Source organism: Rickettsia endosymbiont of Hedychridium roseum (assembly GCF_964028255.1).
In the GTDB taxonomy this organism is placed as follows: domain Bacteria; phylum Pseudomonadota; class Alphaproteobacteria; order Rickettsiales; family Rickettsiaceae; genus Rickettsia; species Rickettsia asembonensis.
Map to the genome: position 1 here is coordinate 1,197,156 of NZ_OZ034753.1, position 24,548 is coordinate 1,221,703.

Here is a 24,548-nt window from a genome sequence, read left to right on the forward strand (position 1 = left end):
AAGAGCAGTTATACGAAGCTCAATTTGGAAAAGAGGAATCGGTTTTGAAGCTCTTAACCACAGCGTACATACAAGTAACGTGAGAATTAAAAGCAAAAAGCAACGTAGCCAATTTTTCAAATTCAGCGAGTATACATTATAAATTTTAAATTATTAATATATGAGCAATTCATTAAGCAAAAGGGATTTTTCTATCCTAATCGGTAATACGATGGACCATTTTGATACTGCACTTTATGGGTTTCTTGCACCGTTACTTGCCGGTATTTTCTTCCCGAATCATGATAAAATTGTTGCCTTAATACTTACCTATAGTGTTCTTGCTACCTCTTTATTTACACGCCCCATAGGCTCTTATTTTTTTGGCGTAATTGCTAAAAAATACGGCGGGGTTTTTGCTTTATCTCATTCTCTAATCGGAGTTGCTTTAACAACTAGCTTAATCGGTCTAATCCCTTCTCATACCCAAATAGGCTGGCTTGCACCGCTATTATTAGTTGTGCTTAGAACGTTGCAAGGAGTATATTCCGAGGGTGAATGTGCTATTGCAAAATTATTTATTTTAGAGAATAAAGAAGAAAAAAAAGCGTTTAAAGCTTCTTATCTTTATCAAACTTCTACAATGGTTGGTATTATTCTTGCTTCATTTATCAGCACTATAGTTTTAAATGTAGAGTATAATACATATTGGCGTTTATATTTCATATTTAGCGGGTTTACGGCTCTTATAGGTTATTTTTTAAGGAAGAGTGAGGATATTGTAGTAAAGCCCTCATTGTCATCCCGCAACTTGACCGCGGGATCCAATAAAAAATATAAAATTACTTTACGTAATTTTTGGATACCGTGGAGGGGCCACGGTATGACACAGTCCTCTCCTCGCAATGACGTAGTATCATCATTATTACACGATCTAACCACAGTTTGGAACAACAAGCTAAGTATCTTACGTATTAGCTTTGCTGTAGGTTTCTCATATATGACCTATATAGTGCCTTTCGTCTTTATGAATAGCTTTATTCCGCTTATTACCGATATATCGCTTGAAACAATGATGAAATTTAATACGGAGTTTCTGATTTTTGATATGATTATGATTCCGATAATAGGGCATCTAACCAAAAAATTCCATTACCTTAAAATATTAAACGGTACTCTTATTTTAATGAGTTTAAGCATAATTCCTTTATGGCTGTTCTTAAATAGTTCCTCTATATGGTATGTTAATTTCGTACGTGTTTGGATTATAATACTTGGTGTTGGCTTCTTAGCACCTTTGAATTGCTGGCTAAATGATTTATTTAAAACTGCCGATAAATATATGTTAGTAGGTATCGGCAGTAGTATAGGTGCTTCATTAATCGGACGCCTTACCCCGTCAATCTGCCTAATGCTTTGGCATGTAACCGGCAGCTCTTTATCAATTGCGGTTTATATAACTGTAATCTCGATGGTAACTTTATGGGCTGTTAGAGCGGGACGTTAATGAGATACCGCTTCTAAGTAAGCATCAGGAGTTACTCCTATAATGTCTGTTAGTTCTTTATAGCAATCATCATTTACAAGTCTACAAAACTTAGGTACTTTATAAGATTCACAACCTGCTCTAATGTGTCCGGCGTACTCGATATCCATATAATTATTACGGATAATATGTATATATTCTTTAAATGCAGATTTATCTTTAGTGCCGTATTTTTCTGCTACTTTATCAAATATCATGCTATTCACATCTTCACGATTATAAACTTTCTGACTATTCTCACTGCTACTCCAAAATTTTTTAGAATCAGTATACAAGCGATATTTCTCCCCTCTTGAAACCAAAGGGTCAGTAAATTTTTCTATAAAACACAAAAAATATGCTGAATAATAAAATTCTGCAGTTGGGTCTTTTATTAATGCTGCAAAAGATTTTTTATAAGTATTGTTTCTTAACATAGTTCATATCCTTTTTATTATTTAGAGTAATCATACTAATAAAAAGTTAAAAAGTAAACTATTTTTTAAAAAAATACTAAACTTAAAAGCAGTCCAACGTAATTATTAGCTCTGAACCTTGTCCTACAATCATCAGGACTTCGGGTATCAAGAGTCGCTACTTGCAATATCAGTAAAATTAAAGCAGCTAAAATAGGTAAATAGTCGATATTACGGTTAGCTATCTTTGTTACTAGGGTAAATAATAATATAAAACCTATATAACATATATAAAGCCAAAATTTAGGATGCTTGTTCTCTAAATATATGCTTAAAGATTTCACTCCTATTTTCTTATCATCTTTTATATCCATATATCCGTAAATCGTATCATAGCCGGTTGCCCAAAAACAGCATGCTAAATACATAATAATTGCTGCTAAATCAAGTTTATCCTGAACTGCCGCATACGCTATTAATGCCCCTAGCTTAAAGGTAAATCCCATAAATATTTGCGGGAAGTAGGTAATACGTTTCGTTAGCGGATATAGGCTAATCATTATTACCGCAAAAAAACCTGTATATATGGCTGTTTTGTTTAAAAGTAGCAAGATATAAAGTGAGATAATACTAAGAATAAAGAGTATAAAAATAGCATAAGAAACAGATAAAGCACCGCTTGCTAAAGGTCGGTCTTTAGTCCTTGTAACATGTTTATCAAATTTCCGATCAAATATATCGTTAATAATACACCCACTACTCCTTGTCGTTATACTACCTAAAATAAATAACGGTAATAAATAAGCTAATTCCGTGTTAGAAGGGTTTGCAAGCAGCAATCCAAATAAAGCAGGGAAAAAAACTAATACATACGGTACCGGCTTATCTGCTCGCATTAATTTTAAGGTAAGCAAAAGTTTGTTTGGCATTTCTATTTTCTTATTAATTCTTTAGCAAGTTCTAGCTCTAATTCCTCAATAGTTGGGAGTTCACTTTTTATCTCTTCAGGTAGATTTTCAGTTATTTTATACTCTGCAAGTCCGATAGGTTTACTCATATCACGCCATGCATATTCTGCAAGTATATTATTTTTTGATTTGCATAAAATTAACCCAATAGAAATGCGAATTTAGGATAAGAATTTATCCTAAATTCGGTAAAAAGATTATAAAAATAAATTACAGCTAAGTATATTTAGTTTTAAATATACTTAGCTGGACAAGGATTTAAAATGATAGTGCAAAGCCGCCTTAAACTATCATTTTTACTTACTTTTTCAGTATTAGGATAAGATTTGCAAAATCTTATCCTAAACTGGTGTAGTAGAAGGGTTATCGTTTGGATGCTTTAAAATATCATCTACAACCGATAAATAAAAATTCATTTTACCAGCATATTCTGGTTTAAAATCCTTATCTTTAAGCTCAATTACTACAAAACAACGAAGTTTTAAATGATAGAATAATACATCAATATAGAAATCTTGTTCTCCTATTTCTAAATGATATTGTCTGCCAACAAAAGCAAAACCAGCCCCAAGCTCAATTAAAAATTTTTCTACATGTTTAGTTAATTCTTTTTCTACTTCTCTTTCCTGTGCTTCATTCCCTATACTTAAAAAATCAAAAATATACGGGTCTTTGAGCGTATAATGTGCTAGATCAGATTGAGGAGAGGCTAGTTTACTTTGAAAGTTTGTTATTGCTTGTCCTTGTCTTTTATGTAACTCAAGTTCGATTTGTGTAACCATCATATTACGTGACCAACCATATTCAATAGCTTGCTTTACGTAAAATAACCTATCCTGCTTCTTAGATACCTTATCTAGTAAGGTAATATTATGATACCACGTCAATTGTGCAAGCACCTCTTGCACAAATTTAATATCTTGATATTCCTCAGCAAAACGCCTCATATATTTAAGGTTTCCGCTGCTAAATACTTTCATTTCAGGAAATGCAGAATGTAGATCACGGCTTAAATTATCTATTACTTTAGCACCCCAACCGTATTTTTCCTGTCGTTTAAGAATTTCATTACCTATATGATGATATAGCTTTATTAACTCACTATTTTATTGACCTTGCAGCTTGATAACGACTTTCAGATACTCGAATTTTTAATTGCTCTACAAATTCTAAATACTCTAAATTAATGATATTTTTATCCATAAAATTTTTAGTTTAATAATAATTGGCATTATATACATGAATTTCTATATTTTCAATTATAGGTTTATTATTTACTAAAAATTATTAGCAATAGTTCTATTGTCATAATCATATATAACCTTTATAATAAGATTCTTGAATCAACTATAAAATCTATGAAAGAATTTCCGAAAAATTATAATTTTACAGAAAATGAAAAAAAATGGCAGCAAATTTGGCAAGAGCAGCAAATTTATGCTTATGATCCAAATATTTCAAAAGAAGAAACCTATGTAGTTGATACACCGCCTCCGACAGTTTCAGGGCAGTTACATATCGGGCATGTTTACAGCTATACGCAAACGGATTTTATCGTGCGTTTTCAGCGTATGATGGGTAAAAATATCTTTTATCCTATGGGTTTTGACGATAATGGTCTACCAACCGAGAGACTTGTTGAAAAACAGAAGCAGATCAAAGCTTATAATATGTCTCGATCTGAGTTTATAAAAATTTGCGAAGAGGTAGTAGCAAGTGAAGAAGAGAAGTTTAGAAGCCTATTTAATCAAATAGCTTTATCGGTAGATTGGAGTTTAGAGTACCAAACTATTAGTCCGTTATCTCGTAAAATATCGCAAATGTCTTTTCTTGATTTAGTTAAAAAAGGTGAAATTTATCGCAATGATCAACCAATTTTATGGGATTCGGTAGATGGTACAGCTCTTGCCCAAGCTGATATTGAAGATAAGGAAAAAACCTCATTCATGAATTATATTATTTTTAAAACCGAGCAAGGAGAGCCACTTACTATAGCAACTACAAGACCTGAATTATTACCGGCTTGCGTCGCCGTATTTTATCACCCTGATGACAAGCGTTATAAGCATCTAGCAGGTAAATCAGCTATAACCCCGCTTTTTAATGGGAAAGTTCCGCTGCTTGCCGATCCTTTAGTACAACCAGATAAAGGTACAGGTTTAGTTATGTGCTGTACATTTGGTGATCAAACGGATATTACTTGGTGGAAGACGCATAATTTACCTTTAAAAACTATTGTCACTAAAAAAGGTACGATAGACTTCCCTCATGATATTGCTATAGACGGATTAAAAATTAAAGAAGCTAGGACAAAAATAATAGATATTTTAAAAGAGCAGAATTTACTTACTAAACAAGAAGAGATAACTCATACCGTTAAATGTGCTGAGAGATCAGGGGCTCCTCTTGAGATACTAACCGTACCGCAATGGTTCGTTAAAACTATATCACATAAAGAAGCCCTACTTAAAAGAGCAAGTGAATTAAACTGGCATCCTAAAAATATGAAGATTCGTTTAGAGAATTGGATTAATGCCATTAGCTGGGATTGGTGTATTAGTAGACAACGTTATTTCGGTGTGCCTTTCCCTGTTTGGTACTCTAAAAGAGTAGGTGAAGAAGGCAAGATTTTATACGCCGATATTTCGCAGCTACCTGTCGATCCATTAAAAGATTTACCTATTGGTTATAGTAAGGAGGAAGTAGAACCTGATTTTGATGTTATGGATACTTGGGCAACAAGTTCCGTTTCGCCTCAACTTTCTACTCATGGGATTTCTGATGATTTCTCCGTTAATAAAGATAGACACGATAAATTATTCCCAATGGATTTAAGACCTCAAGCACATGAAATTATCAGAACTTGGGCATTTTATACTATCTTAAAAGCTCATTTACACCAAAATACTTTGCCGTGGAAAAACATCATGGTAAGCGGTTGGTGTTTAGCTGAAGATCGAAGCAAAATGTCTAAATCTAAAGGCAATGTTTTAGTTCCTGAAAAGCTGCTAGAACAATATGGTTCCGATGTAATACGTTATTGGTCGGCAAATTCAAAGCTTGGAGCTGACACCGCCTACTCTGAAGACGTTATGAAAAACGGCAAACGGCTTGTTAATAAGCTGTGGAATGCCGCTAAATTTGTTTCTATACATTTTGAGAAATTAAAAGATGAAGATAAACAAGCAAATCTTTTAGATATTAAAGAAAAAATCACTAACGAGTTTGATCAGTGGATGATTAATAAGCTAGTAGAGCTAGTTAAGCTAGCTACAAGTGAGTTGCAAAACTACGAATATGCAAATGCTATGCATCTGACGGAAAAATTCTTTTGGGCAGTATTTTGTGATAATTATTTAGAAATAAGCAAAAACCGAGCTTATGATGAGGAAAACAACAACCCTAGCGGGCAATATAGTAGCATATTAACTTTATATCATACTATGCAAACGCTGTTAAAATTATTTGCACCGTTTATACTGCATATTACTGAAGAGTTATATCAGATATTATATAGTGAAAATTCTATTCACGTTAAAGGCAACTGGGTTAATTACGGTAACTTAAACTATAATATGGATGCAAAAGGAGCAGAAGGGCTGCTTGAAATCTTAGATATCGTCAGAAAATTCAAAGCTGAGAAAAATCTATCTATAAAAGCTCCGATAAAATTGCTTGAAGTTAGCGGCATAGAATTATCTGCAGAATTAACAGAAGATTTAAAAAACGTCACATCGGCAGAAGAAATACAATTTGAGATGAAAGATGATGAAATTAAAGTCAATGTTATCCTTTAAAAATATTATAGGCTTAATATTAATTATATTTGCCGGTATATTTTTTTATGCTTATATATTAGAACATGACTGGCGATATGTAACCTTAAGTGATGAACAAGTAAAAAAAATATAGAATTAGCGAGGAAAAAGCTATTGCCCTTTATCAGCTAATGAAAGACACTCATGAGCTACTTGGTAAGAATAATATTAATTATTGGATAGAAGGCGGCACTCTGCTTGGAGCTGTTAGACATCAAGGTATAATTCCTTTTGACGATGATTTAGATATAGGGATAATGCACGAAGAAGAAATACACTTGCAGCAAATATTACCGCAATTTGAGCAACTCGGTTATACTGTTTCCTACGAGAGAGCTTATAATATATGCAAAAAAGCTTGTTTAGATATTTTTATTTTTCATAAAGAACAAAACAAATTTATATATACTAATTTAGCAGCTCGAGATAAGTATCCGAAGAGTTCATTTTATGATAATGAATTATATCCTTTAAAAAAATATAGATTCGGTAGTATAGAGGTTTATGGTCCCGCTGATCCTATAGGAAATCTAAATAGGCAATATCCAGAATGGGATAAGTATGCAGTGATAGAGCATTCCCATAGCTTACATTTACCTTTTTTATCTAATATCGAGAAAAAAACTAAATTTATACTAACGCAGGAATTGTTAAAACCGGCTCAGCCTTTTAGTCCTTTAGAGGATAGAATAAGCTTTTAAACAAATTGAGATAAAGAGGTAATAGCCGGTTGTTTTAAAATGTTATATCAGCAAGGAAAATGTAATTTAAGGTTCAAGGTGATAAAATTAAAGTCGATATTATCCTTTAAAAATATTTTACGCTTAATTCTTACTATTTTCGTCGGTGTATTGTGCTATGCTTATCTACTAGAACATAATTGGCGATATGTATTCTTAAACGATGAACAAGGTAAAGACATATAGAATTAGTGAGAAAAAAGCACTTAGCCTTTATCAGCTAATGAAAAATACTCATGAGCTACTTGAGAAGAATAATATTAATTATTGGATAGAAGGCGGCACTCTGCTTGGAGCTGTTAGACATCAAGGCATAATTCCTTTTGACGATGATTTAGATATCGGTATTATGCATGAAGACGAAATACATTTGCAACAAATATTACCGCAATTTGAACAATTAGGATATCGCGTTAAACATAATAAAATTTATGTAATTTGCGGGGAAAGATGCTTAGATATTTTCGTATTTCATAAAGAAAATGATAAATTTGTTCATTTTAATCAAAGCATGCGTAATAAATATCCAAATGATTTTTTTTATGATTATGAACTATATCCTTTAAAAAAATATAAATTTGGTAGTATAGAAGTATATGGCCCATCTGAATATAAAGAGCATTTGAATAGACAATATCTAGAATGGGATAAATATGCAATAATATACAGTCTTCATAGCTTACATTTACCTTTTTTATCGAATATCGAGAAAAAAACCAAATTTATATTAATGCCGGAATTGTTAAAACCGGCTCAGCCACTCGGACCTCTAGAAGATAAAGTGAATATAGTCAATTCAGCTACATTTATTGGTATGTGCGAGGATATGGCTTATAATTAAATGTCGAAATGGTCACATAAATTACAAAACATATGCCTTATTTATTACCGGTTATCGTAGCTACGCTACTTATCTTATTAGCTTTAATCCTTTGGTTTTATGTAAAAACTAAAACCTTAAAAACGCAGCTACAATTCTTATCGGAGCAGAATTTAGAAATTATCAATAATAATCAATTATTGAATCAAGAGAAAATAGGGTGTTTACAGAAAATTGAGCAATTAAAGTGCAAAGTAGAATATCAAGAACAGACTATTAAGGATTCGGAAAAAATAAGAGAGGAGTCATTTTCCTCGGCTAAAGCTGCGTTATTTGATTTAGGTAAAGATTTGTCCAAGCAATTAATAGAGATACATAAAATGGAAAACAATGCAGCAAGAGAGCTAGCCGAGAAAAATATCGCTACTGCTTCAGGAAAATTTAATAGTGAGTTTGAGCGATTAATTACAATGGTGGGAGCATTAAATAAAGATATAGAGCAATCAAAAGGTACGGTTGATTTGATAAAACAGTCGCTGCTTTCTCCGATCGGTGCGGGACTACTTGCTGAAATTACCCTTGAGAATATACTGAAATCGTCAGGCTTACGTCCTAATTTAGATTTTATTATGCAATACGGTCTAACTACAACAGATAGCGGAAAGCTAAGACCTGATGCTCTTATTTTTCTTCCTTCCGGTAATTTAATGGTTATTGATTCCAAAGCTTCAAAGTTTCTTGTAGACGAGCAGGATAATAGCGTGAACCTTAGTAAAACTATGAATTACCATTTAAAATCTCTAGCTAATAAAGACTATGCCGAAAATATTTTAACTAATCTAAATAAAAAGGAGCAAAACTTTAACAATGTTATTACTTTAATGTTTTTGCCGACTGAACAAGCAGTTGAGAAAGTGATTGCGGCCGACCCTGAATTTTTACAAAAAGCTTGGAGCTGTAATATCTTTCCCGTAGGACCTGCCGGGCTTATGAATATGCTATCATTTGCAAAATTTCAAATTACCGACCATCGCCGCTCGGAAAATTATAAGGTAATCATTGAAGAAGTTAGAAAGCTATTAAGCTCCATCAGTACTATGGCAGATTATTCTCAAAAGATCGGTAATAACCTGCATAATATGGTTACTAATTACGATAAATTTGCTGCCTCGTTTAATCGTAATTTTATGTCGAGAGTTAAGAACATTCACAAACTCGGCATTGATTCAGGAAATAAAGCCATGCCAGCCGCATTAGAGCGTTATCAAATCGTTTCCTCTAAATCTGAGATTATCGAAGTAGAAGCAGAAAATCCACCACAAATAGAAGAAAAATTATAAATAAATTTTTCTCATAATAGGTAATTTAAATGTTAAAAAAACTTTCCATAGTTTGTATAACCATATTGTTACTATGTGTAAGCCTATATAAGATTAAAGCTCCTGAAAAAGAAAACAAACTTGTTATAAGAGTGAGCTTTATTAACATGTGGCCGGGCTTTACAATAGACGAGCTACCGATGATAAAAGAAATCATTGAAGAAAACGGACGAACAATTGTTATAGATCATAACAATTATGACCTTATTATTGATAGTGTTTTTGGTCAAAGAAATATTAGTAATAAAGATAGTATAAAGATATTTTTTACCGGTGAATCCGTTAGACCAAAGCTAGAAAATTATGATATATCTATAGGTTTTGATTATATAGATCATCCAAATTATATAAGAATACCTTTATATTATATGTATTTTACTAATGAAGTCAGTACTGAATATAAACGCTCACAATGCAATCCAAACAAACCGTATTTTGCTTGTTTCTTAGTCTCTAACGGTATAGAAAATCCTGAAAACGACGGTTGCATAGCAAGAAATCGATTTTTTCATAAATTGTCGCTGTATAAAAAAGTAGTAAGCGGCGGTAAATATTTAAATACTGAATCTACAATTATACCAAAAGAAAAAACTCGTGAATGGTTATCTAAATGTAAATTTGTTATTGCTTTTGAAAATAAAACATATGAAGGGTATGTTACCGAAAAGCCTTTTCAAGCTTATTTAGCAGGAGCAGTACCTAATATATTATGCAGATAAAAGTTATATTAAAGATATAAACCCTAATTCAGTAATATTTGCTAAAGATTATTCAGAAGAAGATTTATATAATTATATTATTTCCGTTGATAAAGATGATAAAAAATATTGTAAGATATATAACAATCAGATTGTACCAACTTCAGAAAATAATTACATCGCAGTAAAAGAAAAATTATTACCTTTATTAAATAATCTATAATGCGACAAATTAAAAAATATTTTTTTATAATATCAATTATAATTATTTGTTTATTATTGATTTTCATATTTTTAAAAACTTATCAAATAGGCTCTGCTCCACTTGAAGAAAAAGATATTAAAATTTTTATAGTAAACCTAGATCGCAGTACTGATAGATATAACAATATTAGTAAACAATTCGACAATAATAATTTATCCTATGAAAGGTTTAGTGCAGTAGACGGTTATAATTTATCTATAACAGATACAGCAGGAAAAAGATTTACTACCGGCTTAGATGTAAAAAATAACCCTGCTCTTTTATCCCTTGATAATGGTTATACTGTATTTTGTCCTTCAGAAAATATAAATTATTTTTCCGATAGCAAAATATTAAATCATACTTTAACGGCAGGTGAACTCGGTTGTTATTGTAGCCATAGAGAAATTTGGCTTAAAATGGTTAGAGAAAATATACCTTATGCCCTAATAATAGAAGATGATGCTATACTAAATGACGATTTCCGTAATAAATTTTTAACAATGCTTAAGCATTTACCTACCGACTGGGATTTAATTTATTTGTCCTTGTCACATTCTAAAAACAAAATATTTTATAATATTTACAATAATCCGTATTTAAAGAAGATAGGTCATGGTGGTTACTTTAATACAACTACAGGTTATTTAATACACTTAAAAGCTGCTCAAAAACTTCTTGAATATAGCAAAAATTTTACTTTAGAGATTGATAATGTAATGTACCAAGCTTTTATACATAGCGAAGTGCAATCCTATGTCACCTCGCCTTTTTTAATACATGCAACACTTAATTCTGAAGATTCAATTATATTTGAAATGGGAAGAACACATTAAATAACGTAAACTTTACAATCTTAACCTAGGTTCGGACATTTAATAGAATAATCATAATTAATCAAATGTCCACAGAACCTAGACATGGTACTTCTTCTGTAGCATCAATATCAATAACTGTATAATCGTTTGTGCCTGAGGCAATTTTATTAAGCCAAGTAAGGGTAGTAGCAGTTTTCTCGGCAATATTCTTGCCTGCACTACTAATTGCCTTACCAACATTTAAATCCGATATAGCAGTTGTTAAAACATCTATTAAAGTTGCAAGACTTAAGAATTTTAAATCTTTAATAGACTCAAACATTATTAAAGGTACTATCGCTACAGTCAATCTTGCCGCATCATTATAGTAAAACTTTTGAAAAAACACATCATTAGTTAATTTTTCGCCGGTGATATTTTCTATAACTTTATTGCCACAATATGTTGATACCAATAAAGAAGCAAGACGCATTAATTTAACAGAAGTGGAGGCATAAAACATTGGATCTTCATAAAATTCTAATTCTGGATTACGAAAATAAAAACAGATATAATCTAAAATCAGTGTGGCTATTGCCGAACACATAGCAGTACTCTTCCATCCATGATAGGTACTAATGTCTGGTTCAATATTGTTAAAATCTATATCTTGATTGGTAAGTTTATTATATATTGCCTGAAGTTTTATTTGCGTATTCTTATCTTTTTCAGAATGTTTATATAGTAACTGAAAATATGGTTTAATTTCTTCAGCTGTAAATTTCTTATTCTCAATTAAAGCCGGTACAATTTTATCATGCAAAAATTTAATTAATTTATTTTGCATAAAATTTGTAACTTTACTTTGTTCTTCTACTACTCCTGCAGCTGCAGACCATCGCAAAGCCGTATATACAATTATACGATTAATAATATCATTATTTAATAAATCGATAGGCTGTAACCCTAAATTAGCAGCATATCTAAAACAAATCGCAGTTGTATTTACGGCATCATTAGCAAAGCTTGGAGTGTAATCAAATAAAAATTTAATATCTTCAGCATTTTCATTGTTATTTTCTAATGCTTGAAACATATTATTATTAATCTCTTTAGTTTGTCTATTTGATAAGACCGTACCTGGAAAAGATAATAAAATTTGTAGCATCGCAAGGCTAGTGGTCGGTAAAGCACATAATTCATACCAAGGATCCTCTTCATCAATTACATACGAACGTAAAGCAATTACACCGGCTATAAGAGCAGCATAAGTAGCTGCTATTTTACCTGAATGGTTGCTAACTAAATCTGATTTTTCAGTTAACCAAGAAGCAATTTTATGATCTTCATTATATTTATCAGTAGCTTTTTCTATTCTAGTAAGACTTTGCTCTAATGAATTAAGATAATTTGCAAAATTTAAATGAGCTTTTTTTACTATATTAAACTCGGATTCATAAGAGGAAGATACATTTAAAGTATTTGTAAGTAATATTGCTTTAGCTATATAGCGATATAAAAAATACTCTCTCGTCAGAGGATATGCCATAGCATCGATTTCTTTGGCTGCTTTAATCAAGCTTTCAGATTGATCTAAATTATTTTTTAAAAATCCTTGGGCTTTAGTAACAAGGGTACTAAACTCTAGTGAATTTATATCCCCTATATTATCTAGCATAGAATCAATGATATTCTTGTTTTCTACTCCTATTAGCTCCTGTAGCTTCATACATAAAAAATGATCTCGGTTATTTATTTCTTTGAAACAATTTTCCCACTGAGAATCACCAATATTCTGATCTTGATACTTTCCGGTAGTAGCTGTTTTACTTAACATTGTTTCTAAATATTGAGTATAAATAAAACTTTGATCTAGTATCATTAAATCTTAAAAATTTTTATCACAGAACCATATTTTCAATACCTCACCTAAATTAAAACTAGCAAGTGCTGTAGTAGTTTTCCATAATCTTACGCCTAAATTTGATATATCATTATAATATTTTATTATTACTTCTAGTTTATTACTCATAATTTCAATTAAATAAATATTAAAGTTAAAATAAAAAATATAAAAACCTCTTAATATTTATTCAAATCTTTTATATGTAATTATTTATAATCTTTAATTATTTTATTATGAGATAACATTAAAATCACACACGGGCAACGCCGGTTTATGATAAGAGAGAAGAGTATTGGGGTATAAAAGTTTTTAACCAAAAAACAATAGTTGTGGACATAACATATCCTTTTTTATCTTCTATTTGCAACAGAATTTGATTAATGATATAAAAAATATCAATAGACTTCTTGCATAACCTATCTTATAAAGAGGAATTTGAAGGAAACACGGAACACAGAACCGCAGCCGTACATACTAGTACGTGAGGATGCGAGTACCGGATTGACGTACAAATTACCTTTAGAAGGAGGTTATGCAAGAAGTCTAATATCTAAATCGTTTATATTATAATGAGAATACTAGTAACAGGAGCTAACGGCTTTATTGGATTATATATTACAGCTGAATTATTAAAGAATAATTATGAAGTAATATGCTGTGTTAGAGATGTTGAATCTACCAGGAAAAAATTCCCTACTGCAGAAGTGATATATTGTGATTTTAATATAGACCTAACCCCACAAAGCTGGATAAATAGATTAAATAACATAGATATAGTTATTAATGTATCAGGTGTATTAACGTCTAGTCATGCTAATAATATTGAAAATGTTCATGTCAATGGTCCAAAGGCTCTATTTAAGGCTTGCACCCTTACTAACGTAAAAAGAATTATTCATATTTCAGCTCTTGGAATAGATGATGAAAAAAACACTGCTTATGCTTTAACTAAAAAAGCAACTGAAGCATATTTACAAAAATTAGAAAATATAGATTGGGGGATTTTACAGCCATCTCTTGTTTACGCAAGCGGTTGTTACGGTGGTACCTCACTATTTAGGGCTCTTGCAACATTACCGTATTTTATTCCTTTAATAGGCGATGGTTTACAACAATTTCAACCTATTCATATTGATGATTTAACGAAAGTAATTATTCACTGTATAGAAAGGGAAGGAAAAATCCACAAATTATTAAAAATAGTTGGACCAGACATAGTTACCATGAAGGATATCTTGCTTGGATTTAGAAGATGGCTTGGAGTTAATCCTGGAAGACTAATTAAAATTCCTCTAATATTCATTAAAATAGCAGCTAAATTAGGGGATTTTGGTGCTGTCTCACTAAGTGTGTAAATTTCTAGGATAGGTTATATTAACAATAATATAATTTATCAGGAATAACATGAGTAACAGTAACCAAGAGAAGATAAAACAAGCAGTAGATTTGCTAATAGATAAAGATACTGATTTAACGAGTTTTTTTGCCAAAGACGGGATATTAAAGCAGTTAACTAAAAATATATTTGAAAGAGCCTTAAAAGCTGAGATGGATGAGCATCTTGTCTATAACAAATATGGCAGGATAGAGACTGACAATAGTAGAAATGGTGTATGCAAAAAAAGCCTAATTACTGAAGGTGGAGTATTGGAACTTGAAGTACCACGTGATAGAAATGCTGAATTTTCTCCTGTACTAGTGCCAAAGCGTCAGACTAGGATTGATGGATTAGATCAGAAGATATTATCCTTATATGCTAAAGGGATGAGCCTCTCTGACATTAAGATTCAGATTCATGAGCTATATGGTGCAGAGAACAGTGAAAGCCTTATTAGTCGGGTTACCGATAATGTTATGGATGAGGTCAGGAGTTGGCAGAATAGGCCTCTGGAAGCCATATATGCTATAGTATATTTTGATGCACTTATAGTTAAAGTACGTCAAGATAAGAGAATTATCAATAAGGCAGTATATGTAGCTTTAGGTGTAGATTTAACCGGAAGGAAAGATATTTTAGGCTTGTGTATTAGCGAGAATGAGGGAGCTAAATTTTGGTTAAATAATTTTACTGAAATGAAAGACAGGGGATTAAAAGATATCTTAATTGCTTGTAGCGATAATCTAACGGGCATGAGTGAGGCGATATCTGCAGTATATCCACAAACTGAGCATCAGCTGTGCATTGTACATCAAATCAGAAATAGTTTGTCATATGTAAGCTATAAAGATCGTAAAGAACTTGCAGCAGATTTGAAGCTAGTATACAGCTCTATCACTGAGGATGAAGCACTTACTGCCTTATCTGATTTTGATATGAAATGGGGCAAACAGTACCCACATATTGCAAAATCATGGCAAAATAATTGGCAGAATTTGATAATTTTTTTACAATACCCAGAAGTGATTAGGCGTATCATTTATACAACCAATGCAATCGAAGGTTTAAATAGTCAATTACGCAAGGTTACTAATAACAAAAGGGGTTTTCCTAACGACGACTCTGTATTTAAGACTTTGTACTTGACAATTGACTATATTACGCGAAAATGGAATATGCCTATCCAAAATTGGGGAGAGGCCATGGCTCACTTTTTGATAAAATTTGAGGGGCGAATTTAATGCCTATTTTAGAATTTACACACTTATATATCCAGAGCCGATTCTTTTGAAATATTTCCTATTTGTGCCATTCTCGGTCCAAGGCAATGCGGTAAAACTACTTTAGCTCATGCTTATATTAAACAGCTTAAAGATATCTAATTCAGATTTTTCTGTACTTAAACTGTTATTAGTTAATTTTAAACTACACATAAGGGTTTTTGGTTTTTACGTAAGTGAATCTGATAGGAATACCAGGCATGTCGAAAGCTTCACGCATATTATTTACTAAATACCTGGTATAGCTATCGGTAATTTTTTCCGGATTATTGGAGAATAATTTGAAAGTAGGGGGACGGGTTTTTGTTTGAGTCATATATTTTACACGCACTCTTTTACCGCCTTTTTGTAGAGGTAGTGGGTGTGCTTCCGTAGTAAAATTAAGCCATTCATTTAATTTGCTAGTAGTTATTTTCTTATTCCAAATTTTATAGATTTTAAGACACGCATCTAAAACCTGCTCTATATTTTGTTTATTTATTGCTGAAATAAATAGAACAGGTACACCTTTAACCTGAGGCAGATGAGTATTTATCTGATAATAAAATTCTTCCTGAAATGCTTCTTTTTCAGATTCTTTAACTAAATCCCATTTATTCACTACTATAACTATACTTCTCCCCTCATTTACCACATGGCTTGCAATATTTAAATCTTGCTGTTTTAAAGGGGCTAAAGCATCAATCATTAAGATTACGGTATTAGCAAATTTAATAGAGTTAATAGCATCTGAAGCCGATAATTTTTCTAAAGACTCTGTAATAGTAGATTTTTTGCGGAGTCCTGCCGTATCGATTAATTTAATGTGATTATTTTTATATTGCCAATCAATTTCAATTGATTCACGAGTAATACCGGCTTCAGGACCGGTTAATAATCTTTCATCATTAATAAGAGCGTTTATAAAAGTAGATTTTCCGGCGTTAGGTCTGCCACTAACTACTATCTGCAAACAATCTCCTTTAATTGGATCGGCTATATTTGTCTCGATTGATTCTTCTTCAGGTAACTTGGCAATAATCTCGTCATATAAATCAATTAAGCCTGTGCCATGCTCGGCAGAGATAGCCACCATACTATCAAACCCTAATTTGTAGTACTCTTTATCAAAATCAAAAGCTTTCTCGCATTTATTAACTACCAATATAGCAGGCTTATTATATTTTCTAACAAAGCTACCAAGTAGCTTATCATCAGGTAATATTCCGCTTCTACCGTCAACCATAAAGCAAATTAAATCTGCCTCTAAAATTGCTTTAGTAGTCTGCTCCATTAACCTCTCTCCCATACTATCAGGATTCTCTTCAAGTCCTGGAGTATCAATTAACAAAAATTCAAAAGAGCCGATTTTGCCTTCTGTATATTTTCTATCCCTAGTGACGCCCGGCAAATCGTGAACGATAGCTTTTTTACGTATGCTTAATCTATTGAAAAGTGTTGATTTGCCTACATTCGGACGACCAATTAAAGTAATGATTTTCTTAGTCATTATTAATATATTATTATGGTTAAGAGAACTAATAATGCTCCTATAAAACTACTATATTTGCTATTATAATAGGTGTATTTTTTATTAATATGCCGTATATAAGCCAACTACAAAGAGCAATAGCACTTATAGTAAAGGCGGGCATAGAAACGGAAGCCGAAGATTTACAGGTAAAAATCTTATGAGCCTGTACATAAAACATAAAATTGCCGATTGTACCGACAATCGTCATATATTTTTCGTAAAATTTCATGAATTTTGGAGACATATGTTTATTTTTTAAATGGATCGGTAAAACCTACTCGATGTCATCCCCGTGAAAGCGGGGATCCAGTCGCTAAAAAGTGTAAACACACTGAATTTTAAAAATTAAAAGCTCAATTAATTTCGCTTTTTTCTGGATTCCCGCCTACGCGGGAATGACATAAATCGAGCCATAACGCCTATGGCTCCTCGCAATGACGACTCAGGCTACCCTTTAAAACTCGCAATTACCGGTATATGATCTGAAGGTTTTTCTTGAGTCCTTAAATTATAATCCATATAGCAATTTTCTAAATAGTCAATAGTATTATTACAACCAAGAATCATATCAATTCGCATACCTTTATTTTGTTCAAAACATCCGGCTCTATAATCCCACCATGAAAATTCTTGTTTACTCGGATGCCTCAATCTATATAAATCCTCAAACCCGGAATTTAGAATAGTACGTAGTTTTTTTTGTTCAATTTCAGTAAAACAAGTAGTTTCAGCAAGTAGCTTAGGTGAATATACGTCTATATCGAACGGTGCAATATTGAAATCACCGCCTATGATAGTTTTTTCATCAAAAGATTTTTTAGTTGATAGATAATTGATAAAATTATCATAAAATGCTAGCTTTGCTACAAATTTATCGCTACCGACAAATGAACCGTTAGGAGCATAGAGCGAGATTATATTACAAAACCCTATAGGTGATGATAATTTTATTTCTAAGAATCTTGCTTGATCACTGCAGTAATTATTCGGAAAATCCTTAATTATTTCATCGGCAGGAAATTTTGAAATTATAGCAACACCGTTATATGATTTTTGCCCGTGAACATAAAAATTATAAGGTAAATCGGATAATTCATCAAAAGGAAATTTTTCGGTTTCGCATTTTATTTCTTGCAATAATAAAATATCCGGATTTTCTTTAGATAAAAAATTACGCAATAAATTAAGTCTTGTTTTTATGGAATTAATATTCCAAGTAGCTATCTTCATGTTTGTTTTTCTATGTCTTCTAATTTTTCATTACGGAATCGCCACTCAAGAAAACCAAAATGATAAACTAAGAGACTAGTAATAAATGCTCCGGAAATTACTATAATCATTGAATATTTTATTGTATGATAATTTGGATTACTACCATACATATCTAATAATAAGCTAAAAGCTATACCCCATAATACAGTGATTTCAATACTAACTCCTCTTGGTATCCTCTTAATTGAATTTTCTTTCATAATAAAATCTCGTAATATTGCACCGCAATTAGCCGTAATGAAAGCAAAAAACGGTCCCCAAAAACTTAGAGGCTCAATTTTGTGAATAATAACCATTGCAACTCCTATAATTATAAAAGTTGCTTGTCCGAATGAATCGCAAATTGCTACTATATTATTTAATGATTGTTCTAAATAATTATCTTTAGCAATCTGTTTATTATAATAGCTGAATAATTTAATAATTGTAAAACCGAGTAAAACTACTACAAATATGTAATAGAAATAAGAAGGAGTAAAATAGAAGTTTAAATGTCCGATCATGGTTTACTATTAAATCTAACATTATTCAGCTACTAACAGAGGGGAATACCGCAAATAAAAATGTACCGAATAAAGTACTATTTTTTCTGCTACTCAAAATAATTCCCGAAAAAGCAAAAGCAAGGCAACCAAGTAAACCTATAACATGGCACCAACGAGAATCTATAGATTTAGGCAATAGAATATGATATATGTATGTCTTAATAATTTTTTTATACTCGTTACTTGCAAGAAAATCATCTATCGCAAAATTAAATTGTTCAACTATATTTAAAGATACGGTTTTTTTGCTAAACATTAAATGTAGGGGAGTTTTAATATTTAAGGGAACTTCTAATATATTCCTGTCCATTGTTCTTCCTAAAATATTAACGGCACCGACAATTCGATCACTAATGAAACCGTCAATTTCTTTCTTGATTAGTCCATTTATCAATTCCATATTATTTTGATATATTCTAATTATATCTTGATTTTTCTCATTATATAAAAAATCCGTAAATTTAGGGTCTCCGTATACAGTACCTTTCACTATTCCTAGCTGGAGATTAAATAGACGTATTTGTGCTGTTAGTTCATTAACATTTTGGAAATTTAACTTTTTGGCAAGTGGTTCAATAATAAATAATGATAATTCTTCAAGGCGATAAGGCTTTGAAAAATAAGCATAGTTACTTCTCTCAGTAGTATAAGTGGCTCCTGCTGTCATGTCGGCATTTCCACTTTGAATATCTAATTGATCTTGATACCAGCTATCTTGATTATACTCAATATTGATACCTATTTTTGTAGCAATAGCGTTAATTAATTCTATATCCATACCGGAAACAGTAGTATGACCTTTTGAAGTAGCAATTAAGTATTGGTAAGGCTCATTTATATACCAGGCATTTATCAAAGTTTTTTTATCGGCTGTCCCTTCGCATTCTAAAATTGCTTGTTGTTCGTTTGCACCTATGCTCAAAGCATAAAAATTTTTAGAAATGAGAAGTATAAAAATAAAAAGCTTTAAAATTTTCATGGTCTGTATTTTTTTAGAATTGTGTTTTTTATTGTCATTCCCGCAAGGCATTGCCCACGTGGACCGGTAAAACCCACTGTGTCACCCCGTGGCTTGACCACGGGGTCCATAAAAACAATAAAAAATACTAATAATTTTAGTATTTTTAACTGGATCCCGTGGTCAAGCCACGGGATGACATGTTTAGCTACGAACTACTTTAATTTCGCCGTCAGAAAATTTAATATTAAAAATTTTTTCATTTGCAGCAGTAATTTTAGAAGATAAAAAATTACCCGTTTCTCCTTTAACTATAGCAAAACCTCGTTTTAATACGTTATTATAATCAAGGCTTGCAAGTAACGTACTATTTAATTCTAATTTATACTCAAAATTTTTCAAAGTATTATTTGCCGATTTTGATAGATAAGCTGTTTGATGTGTTAATTCTAATGTTTTGTAATTGAGTATTTTAGTAGGGTTAACTCTTTCTTTAGAAAAAGATTTAAGCTTTGTTTCTTGTAGTTCAATGAAGCACGGTAAAGCATCTAGCAAATTAAAACCGGTTTCGTCCAGTAATTGCTGTCTATTATTCATATAGTGAGAGAGATATCTGTGTATTTTATCGTAATTTATTATATTTTGTTCGTGATACTTAATTAACCTGCTAGTATTATTCAATAATATTTTTTCATAAGATTGTAGAGTATTATTTAAAATAGATCGTACCGGTACAGCAAATTCTGCGGCAGCCGTCGGTGTTGGAGCTCTTTTATCGGCCGCTAAATCTATTAAAGTATAATCCACTTCATGACCTACTGCGGAAATAATAGGAATTTTTGAGTTATAAGCGGCACGTACTAATATCTCATCGTTAAATGACCAAAGATCTTCTATAGAACCGCCGCCTCTAGCAACAATTATAACACTTGGTTTATTTATCTCTTCTAAATTGTTAAATCCTTCAATTGCTTCAGCAATTTCATTGCCGGAATTTTCGCCTTGTACGCTAACCGGCCATATTATTATCCGAGTCGGAAAACGTTCGCGAATGCGATGAATAATATCTTTAATAACAGCACCGGTTATTGAAGTGATAACGCCTATTTTATCAGGTAAAAAAGGTATAGGAATACGTTTCTTATTAAATAGTCCCTCTTTTTCTAAACGAGCTTTGCGTTCATTTAGAATTTGCAACATAGCACCAAGTCCTGCAGGTTGCAAATTATCTACCGATAATTGATAGCGTGAATTACCTGCATAACTTGAAAGCTTGCCGCTAATCACCACTTCCATACCGTCATTTAAAGGAAATTTGATTTTAGCAAGAATAGGACGCCAGCAAGTACAAGCTAAAATAGCGGTATTTTCTTTTAAGTTAAAATAAGCATGACCTGAGCTTGCTATTTTAAAACCTGAAATTTCTCCTTTTACCTTAATATAGCCAAAATTATTTTCTAATAATTCTTTGATTTTATTAGAAATCTCACTAACTGAAAACTCTTTAGTTGCTTGATTTGCAATGAAATTGTCTAGCATTTGTTTAAGGTTACTTGTAGTTTGAACGGGGGTTTATGTCATTCCCGTGAGGCATTGTTGCGTGGAGCGGTAAAACCCACTGTGTCACCCCATGGCTTGACCACGGGGTCCATAAAAACAATAAAAAATACTAATAGTATGTTTAACTGGATACCGTGGACAAGCCACGGTATGACCCCCAGCAGGTTTCTCGAGCCGTGCAACAACGCCAGTCTTTCGCAGGAATGACATCCATTAATGACATACATCTCTCCATAGAATAACCTTGCACTGCAAAAGAGCAAGCAAAATTTTTTATTATTTGATATATTACTAATAGCTTGCTATTATTTTTTACTATTAAAATATATTTATTAATATAAATGCTATTGCGAATAATATGCTTGCTTATTATCATAATATTTTCTTTGGTAAGCTTTGCCGATCTTTCTAAGAATGGTCAGAATATTAAAATTAGTAATATGATAGCCGACTTCGTAGAGTATAACGAAAGTCAGGATTTGATATATGCTAAAGGTAATATAAGAATTATCACGGATGAGTATTTATTAACGGCAGATAATTTACTTTATGATATAGAAAATGATATTTTATGGGCAGAAGGTAATATCCGAATTAAGGATAAACAAAACAGAATAATAGAGGGTGATAAAGCAGTTTTAAAAGACGAATTTAAGAAAGGGATCATATCGGAATTCATTTTACTATCCGGTGATAATAATCTTTTAATTGCTAAACTTGCCGAAAGAATAGATGAAAATAATCTTAAGCTGCACCATGCCGAATTTACCCCTTGCGATGTTACTTGTAATAGAAACCCTATTTGGCAAATTGCTGCTAAGGATACTTATATTCATTCTGAAGAGCATAGAATAGTTTATAAAAACGTATTTTTTGAAGTATACGGCGTACCGATTTTTTACTTACCGTATTTTTTCCATCCGACTCCTACGGCCCCTGCAACTTCCGGATTATTGGTACCTGACGTCAAAAATAAAGGGTTTGGTATACCTCTATATCTACGTGCAAAACCTAATATGGATTTTACTCTCACTCCAAGAATTTTTAGTAAATATCAAACTTATGAGCTAGAAACACGCTATCGTCCGAATGATACCGATAATATGAATTTTCAAGGTAGTTACGGTAAATTACCGTATTTTCTAAAAAAAGACGGAAATGTAGTGAAAAATAAAAAGGTTTCTTCTTATCATTATATAGCAAGCGGTAATTTTATTAGTACCGATAAAGTTTATGATTACGGCTTCAGGGTGGAGCGTACATCGGATAAAGCTTATTTAAAAAATTATTATAATAACTACGCTTCATATTTAACTTCTAAAATATTCTTAAATAAAATTCATGAAGCTGATTATTTTTCGGCGGAAGGATTAAGTTTTCAAGGCTTAGGTAGTAATGATATTAAGTATACTGACCCTTTAGTATTACCGAAAATCAATACAAAAAACGTGATAAATTTGAATGATAATGACAACAGCCATATCGTTGTTGAAAATAATACGTTAATGTACAAAGAAAGAATAGGGAAACAAGTCGCTAGAACCTCTTTGCAACTATCCTTTATGCATAATGTGCTGACTTCTTCAGGGCAAATTTTTGATTTTGTAGCAAAAGATAGAGGTGATTTTTATCTTGCTAGACGGGCTTATTTAGATAAGACGAGAGAAAGTAAATCATTTCAAAGGAATATACCGGAATTGCAAACTTTATGGCGTTATCCGTTAGTAGGTAATATAACAAAAACAATAAATTTACTTATTGAGCCGGTAGTTTCTTTTACTATGGGGCGTAAACTATCTAAGAAAGATAAAAAATTTGTTATAATTGATCCTGTTAAATATGAATTATCCGAAAAAAATATCTTTTTATCAAATCGTTATAGCGGTATTGATTGCCATGATTTCGGTAATAGATTAAGTTACGGCTTAAATACTAGTATTGCTAAAGAAGAAAATTATTTAAAATTATTTTTAGGACAGTCGCGTAATACAAGATATAGTATAGATTTGCCTGCTGATGATACGGAAAATGTAGGGCAGATTCTAGGTAATCTTTCTAATAATTTAGAAGTGTTTTATAGCTTTCAGAAAGATAGATATTTCAGATCTATTAGAGATGAGGTGGGAGGAAATTTTAACTATGATAAGATTAACTTGCTAGGTAGTTTTATTCAGCTTACAAACCTTAAAAAATATTATTCCGTAGAAAGTATAAAGGTTTCAAATAATAGAGTACGACAATTTTATGGAGACATAAATTATCAGCTAGCAGAAAATTGGACTATAGGCTTTGGTGCACGTATTGATCTCTCTAGACGTTCTCCAAATTTACTTACTCGAACTATTAGGGTGACATATGCTAAAGATTGTGTTAGAATTACTGCAAAGATTTATTCCGATTATCTAGCCGATGGAAGCAGAGGAATCAAAAAGACTACCTCTTCGCCGACTATTTCTATCGGTTTAAAAGTTTTGAATATGTGAGTTTAGCATTGTGCTTGTACGGATATTTAATCGTCATTGCGAGGAGCCATAGGCTGCGTGGATCGGTTTATGTCATTCCCGCGTAGGCGGGAATCTAGGGTAAAGCGAGATAAATCGAGCTTTATTCGATATTATGTATATCTTTTAATTACTGGATTCCCGCCTACGCGGGAATGACATCAATACAACAAGTCACTTGATTATTTAGCTTTTTATCGATAGTCAGGATAAAAACTATTCCAATTATTACGTTATGTGAGTCTAGAAAT

19 protein-coding genes and 7 pseudogenes are annotated in these 24,548 nt (G+C 31.9%); 14 read left to right on the forward strand and 12 right to left on the reverse strand.

What is annotated here, in order from left to right:
• Nucleotides 1-160 precede the first annotated feature (160 nt).
• Nucleotides 161-1,486, forward strand: coding sequence for an MFS transporter (locus AC5587_RS06955; RefSeq protein WP_499162265.1), 1,326 nt, complete (start codon nucleotides 161-163; stop codon nucleotides 1,484-1,486).
• Here AC5587_RS06955 and AC5587_RS06960 read toward each other — a convergent pair.
• The 4 genes and pseudogenes from AC5587_RS06960 to AC5587_RS06975 form a co-directional block, all read right to left on the reverse strand.
• On the reverse strand, nucleotides 1,483-1,941 hold the full coding sequence (locus tag AC5587_RS06960) for a hypothetical protein (protein WP_499162266.1): 459 nt from the start codon (nucleotides 1,939-1,941) through the stop codon (nucleotides 1,483-1,485). The two genes, AC5587_RS06955 and AC5587_RS06960, sit on opposite strands and share 4 nt — an antisense overlap.
• 65 nt (nucleotides 1,942-2,006) lie before the next feature.
• Complete coding sequence (gene ubiA, locus AC5587_RS06965) at nucleotides 2,007-2,849, reverse strand: 4-hydroxybenzoate octaprenyltransferase (protein WP_499162267.1); 843 nt, start codon at nucleotides 2,847-2,849, stop codon at nucleotides 2,007-2,009.
• A gap of 2 nt (nucleotides 2,850-2,851) precedes the next feature.
• Nucleotides 2,852-3,049 (reverse strand): PDDEXK nuclease domain-containing protein, encoded by a 198-nt coding sequence (locus AC5587_RS06970; RefSeq protein WP_499163015.1) that lies wholly within the window; start codon nucleotides 3,047-3,049, stop codon nucleotides 2,852-2,854.
• A 195-nt stretch (nucleotides 3,050-3,244) separates the two neighbouring features.
• Nucleotides 3,245-4,091: pseudogene (locus AC5587_RS06975) on the reverse strand (PDDEXK nuclease domain-containing protein); the annotation flags it as partial.
• A gap of 155 nt (nucleotides 4,092-4,246) precedes the next feature.
• Between AC5587_RS06975 and AC5587_RS06980 the strand changes: the two are divergent.
• The 6 genes and pseudogenes from AC5587_RS06980 (at nucleotide 4,247) to AC5587_RS07005 (ending at nucleotide 11,423) form a co-directional block, all read left to right on the forward strand.
• Nucleotides 4,247-6,685: a valine--tRNA ligase gene (locus AC5587_RS06980; RefSeq protein WP_499162268.1), complete on the forward strand. Its 2,439-nt coding sequence runs from the start codon at nucleotides 4,247-4,249 to the stop codon at nucleotides 6,683-6,685.
• A pseudogene (locus AC5587_RS06985) lies at nucleotides 6,654-7,407 on the forward strand (LicD family protein). The gene AC5587_RS06980 and the pseudogene AC5587_RS06985 overlap by 32 nt, the downstream one beginning before the upstream one ends.
• 78 nt (nucleotides 7,408-7,485) lie before the next feature.
• Nucleotides 7,486-8,287 (forward strand): annotated as a pseudogene (locus tag AC5587_RS06990) (LicD family protein).
• Nucleotides 8,288-8,319: 32 nt separating this feature from the next.
• Nucleotides 8,320-9,606, forward strand: coding sequence for a DNA recombination protein RmuC (locus tag AC5587_RS06995; protein ID WP_499162269.1), 1,287 nt, complete (start codon nucleotides 8,320-8,322; stop codon nucleotides 9,604-9,606).
• 29 nt (nucleotides 9,607-9,635) lie between these two features.
• Nucleotides 9,636-10,364 carry a glycosyltransferase family 10 domain-containing protein gene (locus AC5587_RS07000; protein ID WP_499162270.1) on the forward strand — a complete coding sequence of 243 codons (729 nt, stop codon included), beginning with the start codon at nucleotides 9,636-9,638 and terminating at the stop codon, nucleotides 10,362-10,364.
• A gap of 201 nt (nucleotides 10,365-10,565) precedes the next feature.
• The gene (locus AC5587_RS07005; RefSeq protein WP_499162271.1) at nucleotides 10,566-11,423 is read left to right on the forward strand and encodes a glycosyltransferase family 25 protein; all 858 of its coding nucleotides are present in this window, start codon (nucleotides 10,566-10,568) and stop codon (nucleotides 11,421-11,423) included.
• Nucleotides 11,424-11,484: 61 nt separating this feature from the next.
• Here AC5587_RS07005 and AC5587_RS07010 read toward each other — a convergent pair.
• Nucleotides 11,485-13,416, reverse strand: a pseudogene (locus AC5587_RS07010) (hypothetical protein).
• A 272-nt stretch (nucleotides 13,417-13,688) separates the two neighbouring features.
• Between AC5587_RS07010 and AC5587_RS07015 the strand changes: the two are divergent.
• The 4 genes and pseudogenes from AC5587_RS07015 to AC5587_RS07030 form a co-directional block, all read left to right on the forward strand.
• Nucleotides 13,689-13,857 (forward strand): annotated as a pseudogene (locus AC5587_RS07015) (palindromic element RPE1 domain-containing protein); the annotation flags it as partial.
• A 2-nt stretch (nucleotides 13,858-13,859) separates the two neighbouring features.
• Nucleotides 13,860-14,645, forward strand: a complete 786-nt coding sequence (locus AC5587_RS07020; RefSeq protein ID WP_499162272.1) for an NAD-dependent epimerase/dehydratase family protein — start codon at nucleotides 13,860-13,862, stop codon at nucleotides 14,643-14,645.
• 49 nt (nucleotides 14,646-14,694) lie between these two features.
• Nucleotides 14,695-15,909, forward strand: a complete 1,215-nt coding sequence (locus AC5587_RS07025; RefSeq protein ID WP_499161854.1) for an IS256 family transposase — start codon at nucleotides 14,695-14,697, stop codon at nucleotides 15,907-15,909.
• A 27-nt stretch (nucleotides 15,910-15,936) separates the two neighbouring features.
• A pseudogene (locus AC5587_RS07030) lies at nucleotides 15,937-16,044 on the forward strand (AAA family ATPase); the annotation flags it as partial.
• A 49-nt stretch (nucleotides 16,045-16,093) separates the two neighbouring features.
• Here the strand turns inward: AC5587_RS07030 and der are convergent.
• From der to AC5587_RS07055, 5 genes and pseudogenes are all read right to left on the reverse strand, one after another.
• Nucleotides 16,094-17,437: a ribosome biogenesis GTPase Der gene (gene der, locus AC5587_RS07035; protein ID WP_499162273.1), complete on the reverse strand. Its 1,344-nt coding sequence runs from the start codon at nucleotides 17,435-17,437 to the stop codon at nucleotides 16,094-16,096.
• A gap of 2 nt (nucleotides 17,438-17,439) precedes the next feature.
• Nucleotides 17,440-17,705: pseudogene (locus tag AC5587_RS07040) on the reverse strand (SemiSWEET family sugar transporter).
• A 203-nt stretch (nucleotides 17,706-17,908) separates the two neighbouring features.
• Nucleotides 17,909-18,691, reverse strand: coding sequence for an exodeoxyribonuclease III (gene xth / locus AC5587_RS07045; RefSeq protein WP_499162274.1), 783 nt, complete (start codon nucleotides 18,689-18,691; stop codon nucleotides 17,909-17,911).
• The gene (locus tag AC5587_RS07050; protein ID WP_499162275.1) at nucleotides 18,688-19,236 is read right to left on the reverse strand and encodes a trimeric intracellular cation channel family protein; all 549 of its coding nucleotides are present in this window, start codon (nucleotides 19,234-19,236) and stop codon (nucleotides 18,688-18,690) included. The genes xth and AC5587_RS07050 overlap by 4 nt, the downstream gene beginning before the upstream one ends.
• Before the next feature lie 25 nt (nucleotides 19,237-19,261).
• Entirely contained in the window at nucleotides 19,262-20,257 is a 996-nt protein-coding gene (locus AC5587_RS07055) for a substrate-binding periplasmic protein (protein WP_499162276.1), read from the reverse strand.
• A gap of 21 nt (nucleotides 20,258-20,278) precedes the next feature.
• Between AC5587_RS07055 and AC5587_RS07060 the strand changes: the two genes are divergently transcribed.
• Complete coding sequence (locus AC5587_RS07060) at nucleotides 20,279-20,524, forward strand: hypothetical protein (RefSeq protein ID WP_410527049.1); 246 nt, start codon at nucleotides 20,279-20,281, stop codon at nucleotides 20,522-20,524.
• Here the strand turns inward: AC5587_RS07060 and xseA are convergent.
• Nucleotides 20,441-21,775, reverse strand: coding sequence for an exodeoxyribonuclease VII large subunit (gene xseA, locus AC5587_RS07065; protein WP_499162277.1), 1,335 nt, complete (start codon nucleotides 21,773-21,775; stop codon nucleotides 20,441-20,443). The two genes, AC5587_RS07060 and xseA, sit on opposite strands and share 84 nt — an antisense overlap.
• Before the next feature lie 21 nt (nucleotides 21,776-21,796).
• On the opposite strand from xseA, the gene AC5587_RS07070 reads away from it, so the two are divergent.
• Entirely contained in the window at nucleotides 21,797-22,003 is a 207-nt protein-coding gene (locus AC5587_RS07070) for a hypothetical protein (protein ID WP_499162278.1), read from the forward strand.
• On the opposite strand, the gene AC5587_RS07075 is transcribed toward AC5587_RS07070, so the two are convergent.
• Nucleotides 21,918-22,172, reverse strand: a complete 255-nt coding sequence (locus AC5587_RS07075) for a hypothetical protein (protein WP_499162279.1) — start codon at nucleotides 22,170-22,172, stop codon at nucleotides 21,918-21,920. The two genes, AC5587_RS07070 and AC5587_RS07075, sit on opposite strands and share 86 nt — an antisense overlap.
• Here AC5587_RS07075 and AC5587_RS07080 point away from each other — a divergent pair.
• Entirely contained in the window at nucleotides 22,138-24,279 is a 2,142-nt protein-coding gene (locus AC5587_RS07080; RefSeq protein ID WP_499162280.1) for an LPS-assembly protein LptD, read from the forward strand. The two genes, AC5587_RS07075 and AC5587_RS07080, sit on opposite strands and share 35 nt — an antisense overlap.
• Nucleotides 24,280-24,548 lie beyond the last annotated feature (269 nt).

Coding starts and splice junctions, on each gene's coding strand:
- xseA (WP_499162277.1), bottom strand. CDS start 21,775: ATGCTAGACAATTTCATTGCAAATCAAGCAACTAAAGAGTTTTCAGTT.
- AC5587_RS06960 (WP_499162266.1), bottom strand. CDS start 1,941: ATGTTAAGAAACAATACTTATAAAAAATCTTTTGCAGCATTAATAAAA.
- AC5587_RS06955 (WP_499162265.1), top strand. CDS start 161: ATGAGCAATTCATTAAGCAAAAGGGATTTTTCTATCCTAATCGGTAAT.
- xth (WP_499162274.1), bottom strand. CDS start 18,691: ATGAAGATAGCTACTTGGAATATTAATTCCATAAAAACAAGACTTAAT.
- AC5587_RS07080 (WP_499162280.1), top strand. CDS start 22,138: ATGCTATTGCGAATAATATGCTTGCTTATTATCATAATATTTTCTTTG.
- AC5587_RS07025 (WP_499161854.1), top strand. CDS start 14,695: ATGAGTAACAGTAACCAAGAGAAGATAAAACAAGCAGTAGATTTGCTA.
- der (WP_499162273.1), bottom strand. CDS start 17,437: ATGACTAAGAAAATCATTACTTTAATTGGTCGTCCGAATGTAGGCAAA.
- AC5587_RS07075 (WP_499162279.1), bottom strand. CDS start 22,172: ATGATAATAAGCAAGCATATTATTCGCAATAGCATTTATATTAATAAA.
- AC5587_RS07020 (WP_499162272.1), top strand. CDS start 13,860: ATGAGAATACTAGTAACAGGAGCTAACGGCTTTATTGGATTATATATT.
- AC5587_RS07000 (WP_499162270.1), top strand. CDS start 9,636: ATGTTAAAAAAACTTTCCATAGTTTGTATAACCATATTGTTACTATGT.
- AC5587_RS07005 (WP_499162271.1), top strand. CDS start 10,566: ATGCGACAAATTAAAAAATATTTTTTTATAATATCAATTATAATTATT.
- AC5587_RS06995 (WP_499162269.1), top strand. CDS start 8,320: ATGCCTTATTTATTACCGGTTATCGTAGCTACGCTACTTATCTTATTA.
- AC5587_RS07050 (WP_499162275.1), bottom strand. CDS start 19,236: ATGATCGGACATTTAAACTTCTATTTTACTCCTTCTTATTTCTATTAC.
- AC5587_RS07055 (WP_499162276.1), bottom strand. CDS start 20,257: ATGAAAATTTTAAAGCTTTTTATTTTTATACTTCTCATTTCTAAAAAT.
- ubiA (WP_499162267.1), bottom strand. CDS start 2,849: ATGCCAAACAAACTTTTGCTTACCTTAAAATTAATGCGAGCAGATAAG.
- AC5587_RS06980 (WP_499162268.1), top strand. CDS start 4,247: ATGAAAGAATTTCCGAAAAATTATAATTTTACAGAAAATGAAAAAAAA.